Genomic DNA, 17,779 nt, shown 5'->3' with positions numbered 1-17,779 from the left:
ACGCATGACGGTAATCGGAGTGGGGATCGACCTCGTGTCGATCCCCGGCTTCGCCGAGCAGTTGAAGCAACCGGGCACCACATTCGCGGACCGGTTCACGGTGGGGGAGCGGCGCGACGCCGCGTCCGGCACCGGCAGCGAGGCGAGGCATCTGGCCGCCCGGTGGGCGGCAAAGGAAGCGGTCATCAAGGCATGGTCGGTCAGCCGGTTCGCGCGTAAACCGTTGCTGCCCTTGATTCGTCACGGCGACATCGAGGTGGTGACCGATACGTGGGGCCGGCCGGCCATCAGGCTCGGCGGCGAGATCGGAGACCTGCTGCAGGGCACGGTCGTCCACGTGTCCCTGACCCACGACGGTGACATGGCCGGAGCGGTCGCGATCATCGAGGAAGCGCCGCCGGAGAGCTGAGAAGTCAGCGACTGTTCTCGGGGTCCTCGAGCATCATGTAGCGACCGAGCATGAGCTTGAGCTCGGCGACCGTGTCGGTGTGGTTCTGACCTTCCTGCACCGAGAAGCTCAGTAGTGAGTACGCCGTGTGGACCAGCAGTTCGGACATCAGCGCCCGGCGGCTGCGCTCGGGCGTCAACGGGGCGATGATCCGAGCGACCAATGCAGCCAGCGCCCTTTCGTGCACCGTGGCGGTCGCGCGGGTCGCCGGGGTCGACTGCACTGCGAGCCACACCGCGCGCCTCGACGGATCGTCGTGCCACAACTGGGCCAGGTGATCGATGAACTTCTCGAGCAGGCGTGGCCAGTCGAGCGATGGGACCTCCGCCGCGAAGGTCGCCAGTTCACTCTGCACGCCGGTGGCGTCCTGGCGATCGAGTTCGCAGACCACCACGTATTTGTTGGCGAAGTACTGGTAGAGCGTGCCGATGGGGACGTCGGCGCGCTGTGCGATGTGCTCGCAGGTGAGTGACTCGAATCCGACCTCGATCAGCAGATCGCGCGCCGCCGCCAGCATCGCGTCGAAACGCAATTGGCTGCGCTGCTGGGTCGGCCGTTTCCGGGGTACCAACGGCTCTGAACTGAGCAGCCGTGACGCCCCCGGCCTCAGGGCATCGCGAGTCCCGGTACCGGGTTCGGACTGCACCTGTGCCATGGGGGTCGCACGCTTTCCGATCAGACGGCGAGGTCGCGGCGGAGTTTCGCCACGTGGCCTGTTGCCCGCACGTTGTACTGGGCGAGTGCGATCGTGCCGTCGGCATCGACCAAGAACGTCGACCGAATGACCCCGGTGACTGTCTTGCCGTACATCTTCTTCTCCCCGAAAGCACCCCACGCGGTCAGCACGGACTTGTCGACGTCGGACAACAGCGGGAACGTCAGCTCTTCCGCATCACGGAACTTGGCGAGCTTCGCCGGCTTGTCGGGCGAGATCCCCACGACATCGATGCCCTCGCCGCCGAGCTCGGCGAGGTTGTCGCGGAAATCGCACGCCTGCTTTGTGCACCCCGGGGTACTGGCCGCGGGATAGAAGTAGACGATCACCTGCCGTCCGCGGAAATCATCCAGCGAGACGGTGTTGCCGTCGGCGTCGGGGAGGGAGAAGCCTGGGGCGTTGTCGCCTACCGCGAGTCGTGTGTTCTCAGTCATCGTCTTCAGGCTAGCGGAGTGGGCAAACGTGTGGCGGAGCACTGCCGATCGCCGTGGTGAACTACCGTAGAGCCGATACTGACCGGCCGAACACGCACCTGGCCACCGGCGAGGCGGCGCAGCACTAGATGGAGGACCTGTGGGACGCGACACCGACGGAATCGAACGCGACATCGAGCGGGCCCGCGACGAACTCGCCGGCACCCTCGACGCCCTGGCCACCCGGGCCAGCCCTGCGCGGCTGGCCGAGGATGCCAAGTCCACGGCGCTGACAACACTGCGCAAGCCTGCGGTCGCGGGATCGCTCATCGCAGTCGGTGTCGTCGTGCTGGCAGTCGTCATCAAGAAGATCGCGAGCTGATCAGAAGAGTTCGTCGAATGGGGGTCGCGACGTCGCGGCCCCCATTCTCAGTTGTGTGAACGGGTGAATCCGCGTGCGCAGCAGCTGGTGTCGTCATCCGAATGGATGAAATGCTCGGCACAAAGGAAAAATCCCCGGAGCATGCTCCGGGGATTTCCTTCGTTGTGCGCCATCAGGGACTCGAACCCCGAACCCGCTGATTAAGAGTCAGCTGCTCTGCCAATTGAGCTAATGGCGCTCGTTCTTTCGAGTTGGAACGGTAGCAGGCCGGACCCGAGAAATGAAAATCGCGTGGCGCGCGCGCCGTAAACCAGGGCTTTTGCGGTGTTTCGCGGTTCCCGGTTGTCCTGCTTTGCACGTAGACTCTCGCGCAGATGGTTTCTTGCCCGCGTGGTCGGGCCTTAGGCAGATGTTTGGAGTGAGATGGGGTTCCGGCAGGCCTCCATGGGCAGCAGGGTTGGCAAGCCCGCTGTCCTGGTGATTTTCCTCGTGACACTCGCGGGTGTCATGTCAGCGTGTTCGACGGACCCGACTCCGCCGAAGTACAGCGATCAGGTGGTCAGCACGACACCGTTCGATGATCTCCTGCAGCCCGCAGTCGAGGTCACCGGGTTCGCAGACAAGCCGGTCGTGGACGGCGACGTCGGGTTCGCGCCCGGAGCACCGGTCAAGGTCACTGCGAAAGACGCTCGCCTGACGGACGTCACGATCACCAATGCCGGCGGAACCCCGGTCCAGGGAACCCTCTCGGAGGACAAGAAGACCTGGACTGTGCCGGCCGGCTCCTTCGGTTACAACAAGAAGTACACGCTCGTGGCCGACGCCAAGGGCATCGGAGGCAGCACCCAGTCGACAACCACGTTCACCACGAGCTCGCCCAACAACCTCACGCAGGCCTACCTGCTGCCGGAGAACAACTCGACCGTCGGTGTCGGCATGCCGGTCTCGATTCGTTTCGACGAGTCGATCCCGAACCGTAAGGCCGCACAGGACGCGATCACGATCACGACCGATCCGCCCACCGAGGGTGCTTTTTACTGGCTCAGTGACACGGAGCTGCGCTGGCGGCCGGAGAACTACTGGAAGCCCGGCACCAAGGTGAACGTGGCTGTGAACACCTACGGCATCGATCTCGGTGACGGGCTGTTCGGCCAGGAGAACCTGAAGACCAACTTCACCATCGGTCGCGAGCTCATCGCGACGGCCGACGACAACACCAAGACGATCACGATCACCGAGAACGGCAATGTCATCAAGACCATGCCGACGTCGATGGGCAAGGACTCGACGCCCACCGACAATGGCACCTACATCATCGGTGACCGTCTCGACTCCATCGTGATGGATTCATCGACATACGGTGTGCCCGTCAACTCTTCGGCCGGCTACCGGCTCGACGTCGACTACGCGACCCAGATGTCCTGGAGCGGGATCTACATCCACTCCGCGCCATGGTCGGTCTACGCGCAAGGTAGCGAGAACACGAGCCACGGCTGCCTCAACGTAAGCCCCGAGAACGCCCTGTGGTGGGTTCAGAACTCCCTGCGCGGCGACATCGTGACGGTCAAGAACACCGTCGGCCCGCAGCTGTCGGGTACCGATGGACTCGGCGACTGGAACATCCCGTGGGAGACCTGGAAGAAGGGCAACGCCTAGCCAGGTCCTGATCCGCTCCACTTCCGTCAATCCGCTCCGCTTCCAGAACCCTGGAAGCGGAGCGGATTTCTGTAGGTGGAGCGGATTTGCCTGTCGTGAATGAAAGAAGGCCTGCCCCGCGTGATGCGGGACAGACCTTCTTGTCGGGGTGGACGACGGGACTCGAACCCGCGACAGCCAGAATCACAATCTGGTGCTCTACCAACTGAACTACGCCCACCATCGGTACCGCTAGCGGAACCAGGGACTTACTCTAGCGGCATGCCGGGCAGGAATTCCAATCGGTTATCTGGCCAGGCGAAATCATGCAGGACCGAGGGTTTTGGTGACCTCTTCGATCGCCGCCGACTCGGGTCCGGGCTGCGGCACGAAGGCTGTTGCCCGGTAGTACTTGAGCTCCCGGATCGACTCGCGGATGTCCGCCAGCGCCCGATGGGACAGGCCCTTCTCCGGCTGCCCGAAGTAGATCCGCGGGTACCAGCGCCTGCACAGCTCCTTGATCGAGCTGACGTCCACCATGCGGTAATGGAGGTAGCCGTCGAGCTTGGGCATGTCCCGCGTGATGAAGCCCCGGTCGGTGGCGATCGAGTTGCCCGCCAAGGGGGCCGCACCTGAGCTACCGATCTCTTTGCGGAGGTAATCGAGGACCATTTTCTCGGCCTCCTCGACCGTCACCGTGGATTTGCGTACCTCTTCGGTGAGGCCCGAGGCCGCATGCATTTTTTTCACCACCGCAGGCATGGCAGCGAGGGCGTCGTCGTCGGCGTGGATGACCACGTCGACACCGTCCCCGAGGATGTTCAGTTCGCTGTCGGTGACAAGGGCTGCGATCTCGATGAGTTTGTCGCTGCCCAATTGCAGCCCGGTCATCTCGCAGTCGATCCACACAAGTTTGTCTTGCACCCTTGCACCATAGTTCAGCGATAGTCTTTGCCAGCAGACAAGTCTCTCGAGAGGACAGTCCACCGTGACCGAGCCAGTTTCGCCTGCCCGAGAAATCGCGGCCGGTTAATGGGCTGAGCCGGCCTGGCACGACCAACGACAAGGTGGCCGCCAGGGCCATCGACACGGGCGACGACTGGACGCCGACGGGTTCGACGGTGGAGTTCGTGTCGCTGGGCACTGCAGGTATCGGGGTGCCGATCCGGGCGACGATCACCTCGTTCGGCGCTCCGCGGCGTCGGCGGCCGGACGAGAGATCACGAGGTCGATCTTCGGGACGGCGCGGCGCAAGCGATGAATCAGTCGCCGAACTTTCGGTAGAACCGGCCGACGATAGGTGCGGTCAGGTTTCTGGGAATGTAGCCCCCGGCGACGGACATCGACTTCGACAGCACGCCCGGGACAACGCGCATCTTGTTGCGCTCCAAGGCATCGAGGCTCGACTTCGCGACATACTCGCTCGAGTTCCACAAAAAGTCTGGGACCACACGGTCGACGATGCTGGCTTCTTCGGGGGTGGGCGTCTGAGTCCGGACCGGCCCGGGAGCGAGCAGCGTGACGTGGACACCGTCGGCGGCGACCTCGCCGCGCAAGGATTCGGACAGGCTGTTCACGAAGGCCTTCGACGCCGCGTACGTTGCGTTGTTGGGGATGGGCATGTTTCCTGCTGCCGATCCCACCATCAGGATCCCGCCGGAACCCCGCTTCACCATCTGGGGGATCACCGCGAGGGTGAGATCGTGCACCGCAACGGTGTTGAGGCGGACCTGCGCCCGCTCGTATTCCGCGTCGAGCTCGGCCAGGGGACCGAATGTGGCGATCCCCGCGTTGTTGCACAGGATGGAGACCTCGCGACCGGCCAGCACGTCGCACAGCGCAGCGGTGGCTTCGGGGTCAGACAGGTCGGTCGCCATCACCTCGACCTCGACGCCGAACCGTTCTGCGAGGTCGACGGCGGTGGCCTGCAGGATCACTTCACGGCGTGCCACGAGGATCAGTGAATGACCACGACGGGCCAATTCGGTGGCCAGAGCTTCGCCGATTCCCGATGAGGCCCCGGTGACCACGGCCCTGGCCGACGATGATGGTGCTGGAATACCCATGGCGCAGATCGTAACCGGCCGTGCATGGGCTGGAGAAGGCCTCCGAGGGGGTATCTGCCTCGGAGGCCTCCTGATGGCCCAGCGAAATCAGACGATACTGGCCGCGACCTCTGTACCTTGGCGGATCGCGCGCTTGGCGTCGAGTTCTGCGGCGACGTCGGCGCCACCGATGACATGGGTGTTGACGCCGCCCAGAGTCAGTGGATCGACGAGATCGCGCACCGATTCCTGACCTGCACAGACCACCACGGTCTCGACGTCGAGGATTCGGTGGATGCGCTCGCCACCCTCTTCCTTGGGCGCAAAGCTCAGGTGCAGGCCTTCGTCGTCGATCTTGTCGTAGCTGGCACCCGAGATCTGTTCCACGCCCTTCATCTTCACGGTTGCGCGGTGCACCCAACCTGACGTCTTGCCGAGTGTCTTACCCTGGCGGCCGGATTTGCGCTGCACCAAGAACACCGTGCGAACGGCGGGGGTGGGTCGCGGTCTGCCGACGAAACCGGGGACCGTCAGATCGTCGGTGATGCCCCATTCGTGCTCCCACTCCTTGATGTTCAGGGTGGGGGAGTCGTCGACCGTCAAGAACTCCGTGACGTCGAAGCCGATACCCCCGGCACCGATGACGGCGACGGTCTTACCGATCTTCTTGTGCCCCAGAACCGCTTCGGCGTAGGAGAGCACCTTGGGGTGATCGATACCCGGGATGTCGGGCATGCGCGGCGTCACGCCGGTGGCAACGACGACGTCATCGAACTTCTGCGCGATGAGGTCATCGGCGCTTGCCCACGTGTTGAGGTGAACGTGCACTCCCGTGACTGCCAGTGCGGTGGTGAAGTACCGAATGGTCTCGGAGAACTCTTCTTTGCCGGGGATTCGAGCGGCGATCGAGAACTGGCCTCCGATGCTCGGGCCTGCTTCGTAGAGGTGCACTTCGTGCCCGCGTTTCGCAGCGGAGACCGCAGCGGCGAGTCCGGCCGGACCCGCCCCGACGACCGCGACCCGCTTGGACCGCTTGGTGAGGCCGAGGGTGAGTGTGGTCTCGCGACCTGCTCGCGGGTTGAGCAGGCATGACACCTTCTTGCCGACGAACGCATGGTCGAGGCAGGCCTGGTTGCATGCGATGCAGGTGTTGATCTCGTCGCCACGTCCCTCTTTGGCTTTGTTGGCGAACTCTGGGTCGGCGAGCAACGGCCGCGCCATCGAGATGGCATCCACCCGGCCACCTTCGAGGATCTGCTCGCCGAGTTCAGGGGTGTTGATGCGGTTGGAGGCGATCAACGGGATCGACACCTCTTCGCGAAGCCGCTCGGTGTAGCTGACGAAGGCGCCGCGCGGAACCGAGGTGACGATGGTCGGGACCTGCGCCTCGTGCCAGCCGATGTCGGTGTTGATGGCGTCGACGCCGTGTTGCTCGAGTTTACGTGCGAGCAAGGCGATCTCGTCCCACGTCTGGCCGTCCTTGACCAGATCGGCGATGGACTGGCGCATGATGACCATGAAGTCGGGTCCGACTCGCTTGCGGATCTCTTTGACGATCTCGACGACGATTCGTTGGCGATTCTCGGTGCTGCCGCCCCATTTGTCGGTGCGATTGTTGGTACGAGTGCACAGAAAGGTGTTCAGCAGGTAGCCCTCGCCGCCCATGATCTCGATACCGTCGTAACCTGCGTCCTGCGCGAGTTTCGCGCAACGGCCGAACGACCAGATTGCGTGTTTGATGATCGCGTTGGTCATCTTGATCGGCTGGAACGGGTGAACCGGTGACTTCTCCCAGCTCACACCGAACTTGAACGGCGTGTACCCATAGCGGCCGGCGTAGAGGACCTGCATCGCGATCTTGCCGTCTTCTTTGTGCACGGCGCTGGTCAGTCGGCGATGCCGAATCACGTCGATCTTGTTGGTCAGTTTGCCGCCGAACGGCATGAGCAGGCCCGCGCGGGTCGGGGCGATGCCGCCGGTGATGATGAGTCCCGCTCCGCCGCGAGCGCGCTCGGCGTAGTAGGCGGCGAGTTTGTCGACGTCCCAGATCCGGTCCTCGAGGCCGATGTGCATCGAACCCATGATGACGCGGTTCTTCAGTTCGACTTTGTTGATCGTCAACGGTTCGAACAACTTCGGGTATGGACTAGTCATATGAAACCTTTCTTCGTCCGCGGGGGCTGACCGCGATGTTCAGACTTCAGGCGTTCGGCTGACAACACTCTCGAGTGCGCCGATCACCTCGTCGCACCACTCGATGAATCCGGCCTCGATACGGACGCCGCCGCGCAACACGAGGTATTGCTTGAGCTTGCGCAAGTTCAGGGAATCGGGATCGGGGTAGTCGTCTTTCTCGAATTCTTGGTAGAGGCGCAGGCGCTCTTCGTGGAGTGCGCGGTGACGCCGCAGTTCGGCGATGAGGTCGGGGAGATCGGTGGATTCGGCGGCGCGGATCTTCACGCCCAATTCGTCGCGTAACTGGCGGGGTTCGGTAGGGGAGCTGACCCATTCCCGCAGAGCCACACGGCCTTCCGCAGACAACGTGTAGACCTTCTTGTCCGGCCTTCCGTCTTGCGCGACCGATTCGTAACTGACCAATCCATCGGCGTGCAGCTTTTTGAGCGTTCGGTAGATCTGCTGATGGGTGGCAGACCAGAAGTGGCCGATCGACCGGGTGAATTGCTGACCGATCTCGTAACCGGTCCCGGGTCGCTCAGCCAGCGAGGTCATGATCGCGTGTTCGAGGGCCACGGCGGAACCATACCAATGCAACAGGGCACTATGCAACAGTGTTCATATGTCCGGAGTTCATAGTCCGATGTGGTTACTCCTACGCGGCGACCAGCTCATACAGATGGGTCTCGACCCGGCTGGCCGATGGCATGGTTCGCGTCGACGATCTGACGCTCACCGCTGGGGCCACCGATGTGTGCCGATGGCCGGTCGGGGTGGTGACGGTCACCGTATGCCGGCCACCCCCTGGCGACTTGCTCTCGGAATGCCAGCCCGGTGCCTGTTTGGCGTGATTGCATGATTCACAGAGGCCCTGGCCGTTTTTGTCTGTGGTCGGACCGCCGCGAGCGTGCGGTTCGATGTGGTCGATATGGCGGATCGGAGCGTCGCAGAACGGTGTTCGACAGGTTTGGTCACGAAGCTGGATCAGAAGTGCGAGGGCTTTGGGGAACGTGCGCGCGACTGATTCCATCGCCACCAGGGCGCCTGTTGCAGGTCGGGCGTAGAGCCGACGCAACGCGAGTTCGGTGTCGCGCCCGGCGGCGGTGGCGATGAGTTGGCGCGCGATCTCGGCAGGGATGGGTCCGTAGTCCTGGACGTGTGCCGCGCCGTTCGTCTTGCCCATCAGCGCAGAGTCCGACAACACCAGGTTCACCGTGACGGGAGGTCCGTCGACCGCGGTGCATCCGGTGACTCGCTCGAACAGGACGTCGGCCATGATCTGATCTCGCGAGCGTCCATCCCCCTCGGCGGTGTGGAGGTCGGCGGCACGGCGCAGCGCGGCGATCACCCCGACTCCTTTGGCGACTGGCAGCAAGGCGGTGACCGAGGCCATGCAATCAGGTGCCGGGCGTGAGGTGACCCTGCGGTCTTTCTCGGCTTTGCCGACCCGGGCGACCACTGCGTGTGGATCGAGCTCATACGCCAGGGCTTTTGCTCGCGCCTCGAGTCTCTTGTCACCGATCCCGTGGAGTGCAGCTGGATCGCGGCACAGTTCCGCGTCGATGGCCTGTCGGTCGGTGAGGTCGAGGTACGCGGTTTCCCTGACGAGAATGGTGGCGCGCCATTCCGAGAGCAGGCCGGATCGGAGCGCGGCCATCGTGTGGGGCATCTCGTCGACCAGGGCGCGGGCGAAGCCCAGCATCCGACTCCCACGGCTGGGTGAGACGCGCGCGGCGAGTCCGACCTCTGAGGCCACTCCCATTCCGACCTTGTTCTCCGGAAGTCCCTGGGCGCGATGCTCTGCGCGGCGTTTGACATTCAGATTCATCACCGCGCTGGCTTGCGCCGCCGCACATGATGCTTTGAGTTCTTCGAGGGCCGTGAGCTGGTCAACCGACTCCGTCGGCGATACGTCGAAGTCCAACTCTTGCAACTGCGTTCGCAGCAGAGATACCTCTTGGATGCCGATCATGCCGCCCCCTGATGTTCCCATCGAATCTTTGTTCGAAGTGTAGATCAGGGGTGTGACAAGCCCGCGGGCGCGAAAGAGTTGGCGGTCAGGACACCGCGTGATGGTGCTCGATGATGCGGACCTCGTCGGTCCGTTCGCACGTGGCGTAGCCGCGGCGCTTGGCGAACAGCTCCCAGGATGGGCGGCTCGGGTCGGTGGGAAGGTCGATGGAGCTGCCGTCACCGAACTCGAGATGCAATGCGCCGTGGTCGTCGCACTCGGCGACATCACAGTGGTGGCCGAGCATCGTGAACAGGGGGCGCTGCTCGGGGATCACGCGCGCGGGGTCGATGTCGTCGTGATCGATTCCGCGCCCGCCGACCGGTGGCGAGGTGAGTGAGAACGGCACCCACAACACCAACTCGTGATGGCCGTTGAAGAACAGGGTCAGATTGTCATCGAATGTCAGGCGCTCGACGACGTGGCTTTGTATCCACAGTTGCATGGCAACCTCCGTGTGGTGGACGTCACACTCGACGGTATACCTGCAGGACCGATCAGCGTCCCGATCTCGGGACGTAGTCCTCGACAAACGTGGTGCCCCCGGCAGGACTCGAACCTGCGACCTAGAGATTAGAAGGCTCTTGCTCTATCCACCTGAGCTACGGAGGCATGCCGGTGCAACCGGCGCGAGTGAGTATATCGGCCCCGGCTCGAGCGGGCGGACGCAAGTCACACCGGCGCGGTGCCTACCCTGAAAGAGTGAGTACGCCGAGCGCCGATTCGATCGACATCCGCCGTAGTGCCGCGGCGAGCATCGGTTGGGTGCTGGCCTGGGTTGCGGCCGCCGTTGCTATTGCTGTCACCGCGATCTCCGCGAGTGAGGCGCTGGATCTGGCCGGCGTCGGTGATCCCGGCGCGCTGACACGCTACGGGCTGCCCACCGTGCAGACGATCGGCGAGATCGGTGCCGTGGTGGCCGTGGGCGGGGCGCTGTTCGCAGCGTTCTTCGTTCCGCCTCAACCCGACGGGATTCTCGACGTCGGCGGGTACCGCGCAATCCGGTTCGCATCGGTGGGAGCGTTGGTCTGGGCGATCGCGGCACTGCTCATGATCCCGCTGACGATCTCAGATGCGTCCGGCTTTCCGTTGTCGGAGACCCTCACCGTCGATCGCATGACGACAGCCTTCGACCAGGTGGCCGATGCGCGATCATGGTTGTGGACGGCGATCTTCGCTCTGATCTGCGCGATCGTCGCCCGGATCGCGTTGCGATGGACCTGGACCCTCATCACTGTGCCGTTGGCGTTGCTGACGCTGATGCCGATAGCCATCGCGGGGCATTCTTCGACCGGCGGAAGCCACGATGTGGCCACCAACAGTCTGATCCTGCACATCGTCGGCGCCTGCCTCTGGATGGGTGGCCTGTTCGCACTGCTGGCCTACGCACGCGGGGGTGGGCAGTTCACGGCGCTCGCAGCCCGGCGGTATTCGCGGGTGGCCTTCTGGTGCTTCATCGTCGTCGGTGCCAGCGGTGTCATCAACGCTCTCGTTCGCGTGCACATCGATCAACTCTTCACCGAGACCTACGGGCAACTGGTGCTCGCAAAACTTTCCGCCTTGGTGATCCTCGGCGGGTTCGGCGCCTGGCATCGTCGTACGACCATCCCGGCCTTGACCGACGACGGCGAGCGTAAGCCGTTCGTCAGATTCGCATTCGTCGAGCTGCTCGTGTTCGCGGCGACCTTCGGTATCGCGGTCGGTCTCTCGCGTACTCCACCGCCTGCCAACGTGAACCCGGCGGACATGCCGGCCGCCGAACTCGTACTCGGATATCGGATCGACGAAGCGCCGACCTTCGGGAGCCTGCTGACCGATTGGCGCTTCGACCTGCTCTTCGGGACCTTGGCGATCGCCATGGCCGCCGTCTATCTGCGGGGAGTGATCAGGCTCCGTCGTCGCGGTGACGCGTGGCCGATCGGCCGCACGATCGCCTGGATGCTGGGCTGTGCGGCGCTGTTGTTCGCCACGTCGTCCGGGTTGGGCAAATACGCCCCCGCGCTGTTCAGCATGCACATGATCGCGCACATGGTGCTGTCGATGCTGGTGCCGGTGCTGCTAGTACTCGGTGGACCGGTCACCTTGGCACTCAGAGCGTTGGCACCGGCCGGGCGCGACGCACCGCCGGGACCCCGGGAATGGATTCTGACGCTCCTGCACAGTCCGTTCTCGAAGTTCATGACCCACCCGCTGGTGGCGTCTGTACTGTTCGTCGGCAGCTACTACGTGCTGTACCTGGGCGGCCTGTTCGAATTACTGGCGGACTACCACGCGGCGCACGTCGTGATGAACCTGCACTTCATGGTCAGCGGTTATCTCTTCTACTGGGTTGTCATCGGTATCGACCCGGCGCCGCGCACGCTGTCTCCGGTGGCCAAGCTGGCAATGGTGTTCGGCTCCTTGCCGTTCCACGCGTTCTTCGGTGTCGCGTTGATGAGCACCGACAACATCATCGCGCGCAATTACTACAACAGCCTGATGCTGCCATGGAACCCCGATCTGATGAGTGACCAGCGCCTTGGCGGTGGCATCGCCTGGGCGGCGGGTGAGATTCCGCTGGTCTTGGTGATGCTCGCGCTGTTGGTCCAGTGGAGTCGGCAGGACCAACGACAGGCAAAGCGGTTCGACCGCCGCGAAGAACGCGACGACGGTGCGGAGTTGGCAAGCTACAACGCGATGCTCGCCCAACTCTCCGGCCGGTCTCAGAGTGCTGATCAATCCACGATCTCTGATCTGCCCCAGACCCCCGATCAGCCGCGGTCCGCCGGTCCGGTCGATGAGGTCGTCGAGACTGATGCAGACTCCTCGGGGACCCGCACCTGAGGCTATTGCTGCCGAGTTGTCCACAGTCTCATCAACTCTCCACAGTTGACCCTGTTGGGCCCGTCTGACCTCTGCACGAGCGGTCATGCTGATCAGACGAATCAGTTCGTCGACCGGTGCAAGCCGGGACAATCAGCAGGGGGAGAACATGTACGAGACCTATACGACCGTGATCGGTACCGTCATCTCGCAACCGCGACGTCGTCAGACGGCGGCGGGGGAGGATGTCTTCTCGTTTCGGATGGCGTGCAATTCGCGACGACTGGACAAGCGTAATGGTGAATGGGTCGACGGCCCGACCCTGTATCTGACCGTCAGTTGCTGGCGAAAGCTCATCGACGGAGTCGTGTCGGTGGTGGCCAAGGGCAGGCCCGTCATCGCCCACGGGCAAATCAAGACCAACGAGTACGTGGCCGACAACGGAGAGCGGCGCGCCGATCTCGAGATGACCGCGACGACGGTGGGTCTGGACCTCAGTCGCTGCGAGGTGACCTACGTCGGAGCGACCACCCGCGGCGGCCCGGGTCAATCCGTGACCGAACCGCCGGAGGTGGTGACGCAGCCAGTTGGGTACACCGACGAGGCGGCCGCCTGATCTCACTCCGCTGCGACCGGTTCTCCCGCTGAGAGTCGCCGCAGGCCGAGTGATCCGAACCCGACCACGTACAGCAGGGTCCACAAGACCAGCCAATCGATGAAGCCCAGGGCGTTTCCGCTGATACCGGGTGCTGCGGCGGGTTCGTGCAAGATGTGCTCGGCGGCGAAGCGGTAATAGAAGACGAACGTCGCGACGGCCAGCGCCAACGTGACGACCGTCCGGGTCGCGAGATTGGCGGCCGTGCCGAATCCGGTGGGACGGTTACCGAAAGCGTTGGCCCAGAGGATCATCCAGAAAGCCCAGCACACGCCCAGTTGGGCGGGATATTGGTGGAGGGTGTCGCCGAGGCCGTCAACGGTGAGAGAACCGAGCAGCACCCTGATCAGCGGCAGGGCGGCGAAATAGAGGAGTGTTCCGAACGCGACGTTGCCGATGGTCGCGGCCAGCGCAACGCGGCCGGGACTGCCCACGAGTCGCCACGGCCAGTTGTCCAGGGTCTGTCCGGTGAGGATGACCGAGACGATGATCGCGTAGAACCAGCCGAGCACGGTGTCGACCGACATCAGGGGGTCACCGCTACTCAGGGACACCGACGGTAAACCGATGACGAAATACACCACCATGGTCGGTCCGGCGACGGCCGCGATCTCGGCGAGGCCTACCGCGGGTTGTTTCAGGCCGAGCTGTGGCCAGGGCCAGTGCTGCCAGTTCACAACGGCCATCACGAAGGTCCCGAAACCGAACAGCACGAACAGTGCTCCGGTGAAATAACCGAGTCCACCGTCACGGCCGACTGCGAAGTCGGGATCGATGTGTCCCAGACCCTGGGCGAGCACCAACGTCAGACCGACTGAGAACAGCCCCGTCGCTGCGGCGATCGCGAGGCCGCGCCACGGCTGCCGTATGCGGCCGAAGCCGGCGAACTCGGCGTTGAAGCCGATGAACACCACGAACAGGATTGCCCAGAACAGAGCGGCGTTGAACGGGAGGGGATAGAAACTCCACGGACTGAGCTCGGGGTCGGCCAGCAGATACCAGCTCGCCACCGACACCACCACCACAACCACAAGATTTGCGAGTCCGAACAGAACCCAGCGCGAAGGGGCCGCGGCGTTTCCTCCCGGCGCGGACGGATCGGGTGTCGGGTCCGCAGCGGGTGCGGGCGATCCCGCCGCCGGTGGTGTTCTTGTCGCCATCTCGATCTCCTTTGGTTGGTCAGATCAGCGCCGTAACCATGATCTGGATCACAGCCGAGCCGGCAGGGTTGCGAGGGGTTGCAGTCGCGACGTCGTGCCGGAGCGGTCGAATGCAACGCCCTGCAACCCTGTCGGGCTGTGCGCTGGCTCACATACGTTCAGCCCATCGGTGGCATCCGCCATCGCCGAGCAAGGAGGCAGTGATGCAAGCAGCCGTCTACTACGGGCCGAACAAGCTCGAGGTCAGCGACGTGCCGGAGCCGCACCCAGGGCCGGGTGAGGTGAAGATCAGGGTCGGATTCAACGGGATCTGCGGAACCGACCTGCACGAGTACTACGCCGGCCCGATCTTCATCCCGACCGAGCCCCACCCGTTGACGGGTCAGCAACTACCGCTGGTGATGGGCCATGAGTTCTCGGGCACGATCACCGAGGTGGGCCAGGGGGTCACCGGCCATTCGCCGGGCGATCGGGTCGCCGTCGAGCCGCTCTACCGTTGCGACAACTGTCACTCGTGCCGTGCGGGCAACTACAACATCTGCGCGCAGATCGGCTTCCACGGCTTGATGTCCGACGGCGGCATGGCCGAATACACTGTGGTGCCCCAGCGGATGCTCCACAAGCTCCCCGACAACGTCTCGCTCGAACTCGGCGCTCTCGTCGAACCGATGTCGGTGGCGTACCACGCAGCGTCGCTGGGTGATGTGCATCCGGGTGAGACCGCGATGGTCTTCGGGGCCGGCCCGATCGGCATCGGTCTGTGGTTTGCGCTTACCGGGATGGGTCTGGAGGACGTCTACGTCGTCGAGCCATCGTCGACCAGACGTGCGGCGATCGAGGTGCTGGGAGCCCGGACACTCGACCCCACGGCAGTGGACGTCCCCGGATTCATCGCAGACACCACCGGTGGACGTGGCGCGGACGCCGCCTACGACGCCGCCGGTGTGGAGCCTGCCGTGCAGACGGCCCTCGCCTGCGTCGGCGCCCGATCCCCGATGGTGAGCGTTGCCATCTACGAGAAGCCCCTGACCACACCACTTCTCAATCTTGTGATGAACGAGTCCCGGATCCAGGGTTCGTTGTGTTACACCTCTGCCGACTATGAGGCCGTGATCGACCTGATGTCCCAGGGCCGTTACGACACCACCGGATGGGTCAGCACGATCGCTCTGGAGGACGTGCTCGACGAGGGCTTCGAAGCTCTCCACGCCGGCACCAAGATGAAAGTTCTGATCGATCCGTCTGCGCAGGTGCTCCGATGAGCCTGGACGGAAGGGTCGCACTGATCACGGGCGGGGGCCAGGGGATAGGTCGCGGTATCGCCCTTCGTCTCGCCCGCGATGGCGCCGACGTCGCCCTCGTGGACGTGAATGTCGAAGGCATCACGTCGGTGGCCGCCGAAATCCGTGGAATCGGCAGGAAAGCGGAAGCGATCGAGGCGGATGTGGCCGACCGCGATCAGGTCTTTGCAGCGGTCGATTCCGCTGCCGTCGCGCTCGGCGGTCTCGACATCATGGTGAACAATGCCGGCATCGCGCAGGTCTCGCCACTGGACGATGTGACACCGGCGCAGCTGTCGAAGATCTGGGCAATCAATGTCGACGGTGTCCTGTGGGGTATCCAGGCTGCGGCGGCGAAGTTCCGACAACTCGGCCATGGCGGCAAGATCATCAATGCGTCGTCGATCGCGGGCCACGACGGGTTTGCGATGCTCGGTGTCTACAGCGCGACGAAGTTCGCGGTTCGAGCGCTGACCCAGGCCGCGGCGAAAGAGTATGCCTCGGAGAAGATCACGGTGAACGCCTATTGCCCGGGCGTGGTGGGCACGGACATGTGGGTGACCATCGATCAGCGCTTCGCGGATCTCACCGGTGCACCGGTCGGTGCCACCTACGAGAAATTCGTTGAGGGTATTGCACTCGGGCGCGCGGAGACCGCCGAGGACGTCGCGTCTTTCGTGTCGTATCTCGCCGGAGCCGACGCGGACTACATGACGGGACAGTCGGTGATGATCGACGGCGGATTGGTCTACCGCTAGGTGGGTACCGACATCGAACCGGCAGTTCCCGCAGGCGAGGACCCGCGCAGTTACGCGCAGGTCCTCGCCGAGGTCTACGACGCAACGATGGCCGGCGGCAAGTCCCCCGCTCGTCCGCGGGATCTGATCAGTGCGTCCTGGCTCCGGCTGCGACGCGGAGGGGTCGATCCCGAAGCGGTGCGGCCGCGACCGATCGTCGCCGACCTCGAGCTACGACGACGCGAATCGGGTTTGGCGCCGCTGCTGCCTGATCTGATCGGAGGCCTTGCCGCTGCAACTGCAGGCGGTGACAACATCGTGGTGGTCACCGACAGTCATGGAAAGGTGCTCTGGCGTAGTGGTGCTCGGGCAGTCCTGAACCGGGCGGATCGGCTCGGCTTTGTCGAAGGAGCCGATTGGGCCGAGGACTCGGCGGGAACCAATGCGATCGGGACGGCTCTGGTGTCCCGCACAGCCGTCCAGATCTTCTCTGCCGAACACTTCCTGCGAAGTCATCACGCCTGGACCTGCTCGGGTTCGCCCATCCGCGATCCGCGCGATGGCCGACTGATGGGTGCAATCGACGTGAGCGGGCCGGCGAACACAGTGGCGCCGATGGTGCTGGCCCTGGTGGACGCGGTGGCCCGTCTCACCGAGTCGAGCCTCCGGGAACAGCACCGTCGTCAGCTGGACGGTCTGCGGTCGGTCGCCGCGCCGTTACTCGCCGCGGCACACCGGCCGGCGCTGGCCGTGGACAACCACGGGTGGGTCGCAGCGGTGGGTAGGACGATCGATCGTGGTCGCATCGCGCTGCCGACACGCGTGCAGGCAGGTACGGCGTGGCTGCCTGAGCTCGGCGTATGTGATGTCGAACCGCTGCCAGGGGGTTGGCTCGTGCTGCCGGCCGGCGACGATCCGACGACGATCGGCGTCCGATCCCGGGTACGTCTGGATCTACGCGACCCCCACCACAGCAACATCCACGTCCAGACGGAGCTGGGGTCGTGGTCGCACGAGCTGTCGCCACGGCACGCAGAAATCCTCTTCTTGCTGGCGGTGACGCCGGCCGGGACCTCAGCCGCAGAACTTGCCGCGGACATCTTCGGTGACCGTGGAAGGGCGATCACCGTGCGCGCCGAGATGTCGCGGTTACGGAAGTATTTGGTCGGGGTTCTCGCTGCGCAGCCCTACCGGTTTGCAGACGACATGGCACTGGATCTGATGCTTCCCGCAGACCGTTCGCGCTTGCTACCGCATTCCCTGGCCGCGACGATCGGGCGTCACCGATCTGTCGTGGCCGACGAGTAGGCTCGCCCGGGCC

General features: G+C 64.1%; 17 protein-coding genes, 3 tRNA genes and 1 pseudogene. 9 read left to right on the top strand and 12 right to left on the bottom strand.

Features of this window, described 5'->3' with window-relative positions; genetic code table 11:
* The first annotated feature begins 4 nt into the window (after positions 1–4).
* On the top strand, positions 5–409 hold the full coding sequence (gene acpS, locus J3S28_RS08360) for a holo-ACP synthase AcpS (protein WP_207839415.1): 405 nt from the start codon (positions 5–7) through the stop codon (positions 407–409).
* 4 nt (positions 410–413) lie between these two features.
* Here acpS and J3S28_RS08355 read toward each other — a convergent pair whose 3' ends face one another.
* The gene (locus tag J3S28_RS08355) at positions 414–1,103 is read right to left on the bottom strand and encodes a TetR/AcrR family transcriptional regulator (RefSeq protein WP_237341153.1); all 690 of its coding nucleotides are present in this window, start codon (positions 1,101–1,103) and stop codon (positions 414–416) included.
* A gap of 20 nt (positions 1,104–1,123) precedes the next feature.
* Positions 1,124–1,597 carry a thioredoxin-dependent thiol peroxidase gene (gene bcp / locus J3S28_RS08350; protein WP_207839414.1) on the bottom strand — a complete coding sequence of 158 codons (474 nt, stop codon included), beginning with the start codon at positions 1,595–1,597 and terminating at the stop codon, positions 1,124–1,126.
* A gap of 139 nt (positions 1,598–1,736) precedes the next feature.
* On the opposite strand from bcp, the gene J3S28_RS08345 reads away from it, so the two are divergent.
* Positions 1,737–1,958: a DUF3618 domain-containing protein gene (locus J3S28_RS08345; protein WP_084891930.1), complete on the top strand. Its 222-nt coding sequence runs from the start codon at positions 1,737–1,739 to the stop codon at positions 1,956–1,958.
* A gap of 165 nt (positions 1,959–2,123) precedes the next feature.
* Here the strand turns inward: J3S28_RS08345 and J3S28_RS08340 are convergent.
* Positions 2,124–2,196, bottom strand: a tRNA-Lys gene (locus J3S28_RS08340).
* A gap of 206 nt (positions 2,197–2,402) precedes the next feature.
* On the opposite strand from J3S28_RS08340, the gene J3S28_RS08335 reads away from it, so the two are divergent.
* On the top strand, positions 2,403–3,614 hold the full coding sequence (locus tag J3S28_RS08335; protein ID WP_207839413.1) for a L,D-transpeptidase: 1,212 nt from the start codon (positions 2,403–2,405) through the stop codon (positions 3,612–3,614).
* Between the two features lie 147 nt (positions 3,615–3,761).
* Here the strand turns inward: J3S28_RS08335 and J3S28_RS08330 are convergent.
* Together J3S28_RS08330 and orn are read right to left on the bottom strand one after the other, a co-directional pair.
* Positions 3,762–3,834: transfer RNA gene (locus J3S28_RS08330), tRNA-His, on the bottom strand.
* Positions 3,835–3,917: 83 nt separating this feature from the next.
* Positions 3,918–4,517: an oligoribonuclease gene (gene orn / locus J3S28_RS08325; RefSeq protein ID WP_084838668.1), complete on the bottom strand. Its 600-nt coding sequence runs from the start codon at positions 4,515–4,517 to the stop codon at positions 3,918–3,920.
* 104 nt (positions 4,518–4,621) lie between these two features.
* On the opposite strand from orn, the pseudogene J3S28_RS08320 reads away from it, so the two are divergent.
* A pseudogene (locus tag J3S28_RS08320) lies at positions 4,622–4,783 on the top strand (helicase HerA-like domain-containing protein); the annotation flags it as partial.
* A 72-nt stretch (positions 4,784–4,855) separates the two neighbouring features.
* Here the strand turns inward: J3S28_RS08320 and cmrA are convergent.
* The 6 genes from cmrA to J3S28_RS08290 form a co-directional block, all read right to left on the bottom strand.
* The gene (gene cmrA / locus J3S28_RS08315; RefSeq protein ID WP_207839412.1) at positions 4,856–5,659 is read right to left on the bottom strand and encodes a mycolate reductase; all 804 of its coding nucleotides are present in this window, start codon (positions 5,657–5,659) and stop codon (positions 4,856–4,858) included.
* Positions 5,660–5,746: 87 nt separating this feature from the next.
* Entirely contained in the window at positions 5,747–7,792 is a 2,046-nt protein-coding gene (locus J3S28_RS08310) for an NADPH-dependent 2,4-dienoyl-CoA reductase (protein WP_207839411.1), read from the bottom strand.
* Positions 7,793–7,831: 39 nt separating this feature from the next.
* Positions 7,832–8,389: a PadR family transcriptional regulator gene (locus J3S28_RS08305; RefSeq protein WP_207839410.1), complete on the bottom strand. Its 558-nt coding sequence runs from the start codon at positions 8,387–8,389 to the stop codon at positions 7,832–7,834.
* 79 nt (positions 8,390–8,468) lie between these two features.
* Positions 8,469–9,806 carry an HNH endonuclease gene (locus J3S28_RS08300; protein ID WP_237341152.1) on the bottom strand — a complete coding sequence of 446 codons (1,338 nt, stop codon included), beginning with the start codon at positions 9,804–9,806 and terminating at the stop codon, positions 8,469–8,471.
* A gap of 64 nt (positions 9,807–9,870) precedes the next feature.
* Positions 9,871–10,269 carry a DUF6188 family protein gene (locus tag J3S28_RS08295; protein ID WP_207839409.1) on the bottom strand — a complete coding sequence of 133 codons (399 nt, stop codon included), beginning with the start codon at positions 10,267–10,269 and terminating at the stop codon, positions 9,871–9,873.
* Positions 10,270–10,359: 90 nt separating this feature from the next.
* Positions 10,360–10,436: transfer RNA gene (locus tag J3S28_RS08290), tRNA-Arg, on the bottom strand.
* Between J3S28_RS08290 and J3S28_RS08285 the strand changes: the two genes are divergently transcribed.
* Both J3S28_RS08285 and J3S28_RS08280 read left to right on the top strand, forming a co-directional pair.
* A complete protein-coding gene (locus J3S28_RS08285) occupies positions 10,437–12,647 on the top strand; it encodes a bifunctional copper resistance protein CopD/cytochrome c oxidase assembly protein (RefSeq protein WP_207839407.1) in 2,211 nt (736 codons plus the stop codon).
* Between the two features lie 148 nt (positions 12,648–12,795).
* Positions 12,796–13,242 carry a single-stranded DNA-binding protein gene (locus J3S28_RS08280; RefSeq protein ID WP_207839602.1) on the top strand — a complete coding sequence of 149 codons (447 nt, stop codon included), beginning with the start codon at positions 12,796–12,798 and terminating at the stop codon, positions 13,240–13,242.
* Between the two features lie 2 nt (positions 13,243–13,244).
* Here J3S28_RS08280 and J3S28_RS08275 read toward each other — a convergent pair whose 3' ends face one another.
* Positions 13,245–14,447 carry a hypothetical protein gene (locus J3S28_RS08275; protein WP_372435973.1) on the bottom strand — a complete coding sequence of 401 codons (1,203 nt, stop codon included), beginning with the start codon at positions 14,445–14,447 and terminating at the stop codon, positions 13,245–13,247.
* A gap of 197 nt (positions 14,448–14,644) precedes the next feature.
* Here J3S28_RS08275 and J3S28_RS08270 point away from each other — a divergent pair, with 197 nt between their 5' ends.
* The 3 genes from J3S28_RS08270 to J3S28_RS08260 are packed head-to-tail and all read left to right on the top strand — an operon-like array spanning position 14,645 to position 17,766.
* A complete protein-coding gene (locus J3S28_RS08270) occupies positions 14,645–15,703 on the top strand; it encodes a 2,3-butanediol dehydrogenase (protein WP_207839406.1) in 1,059 nt (352 codons plus the stop codon).
* Positions 15,700–16,479, top strand: coding sequence for an acetoin reductase (locus J3S28_RS08265; protein ID WP_207839405.1), 780 nt, complete (start codon positions 15,700–15,702; stop codon positions 16,477–16,479). Before J3S28_RS08270 ends, J3S28_RS08265 begins: the two co-directional genes overlap by 4 nt.
* Positions 16,480–17,766: a GAF domain-containing protein gene (locus J3S28_RS08260; RefSeq protein WP_307796955.1), complete on the top strand. Its 1,287-nt coding sequence runs from the start codon at positions 16,480–16,482 to the stop codon at positions 17,764–17,766.
* Positions 17,767–17,779: the final 13 nt, after the last annotated feature.

Origin of the sequence: Williamsia soli, from assembly GCF_017377795.1 — a bacterium.
Lineage (GTDB): Bacteria > Actinomycetota > Actinomycetes > Mycobacteriales > Mycobacteriaceae > Williamsia > Williamsia soli.
The sequence above is the reverse complement of the archived record's forward strand: the minus strand, read 5'-3'. Positions and strand labels throughout refer to the sequence as shown.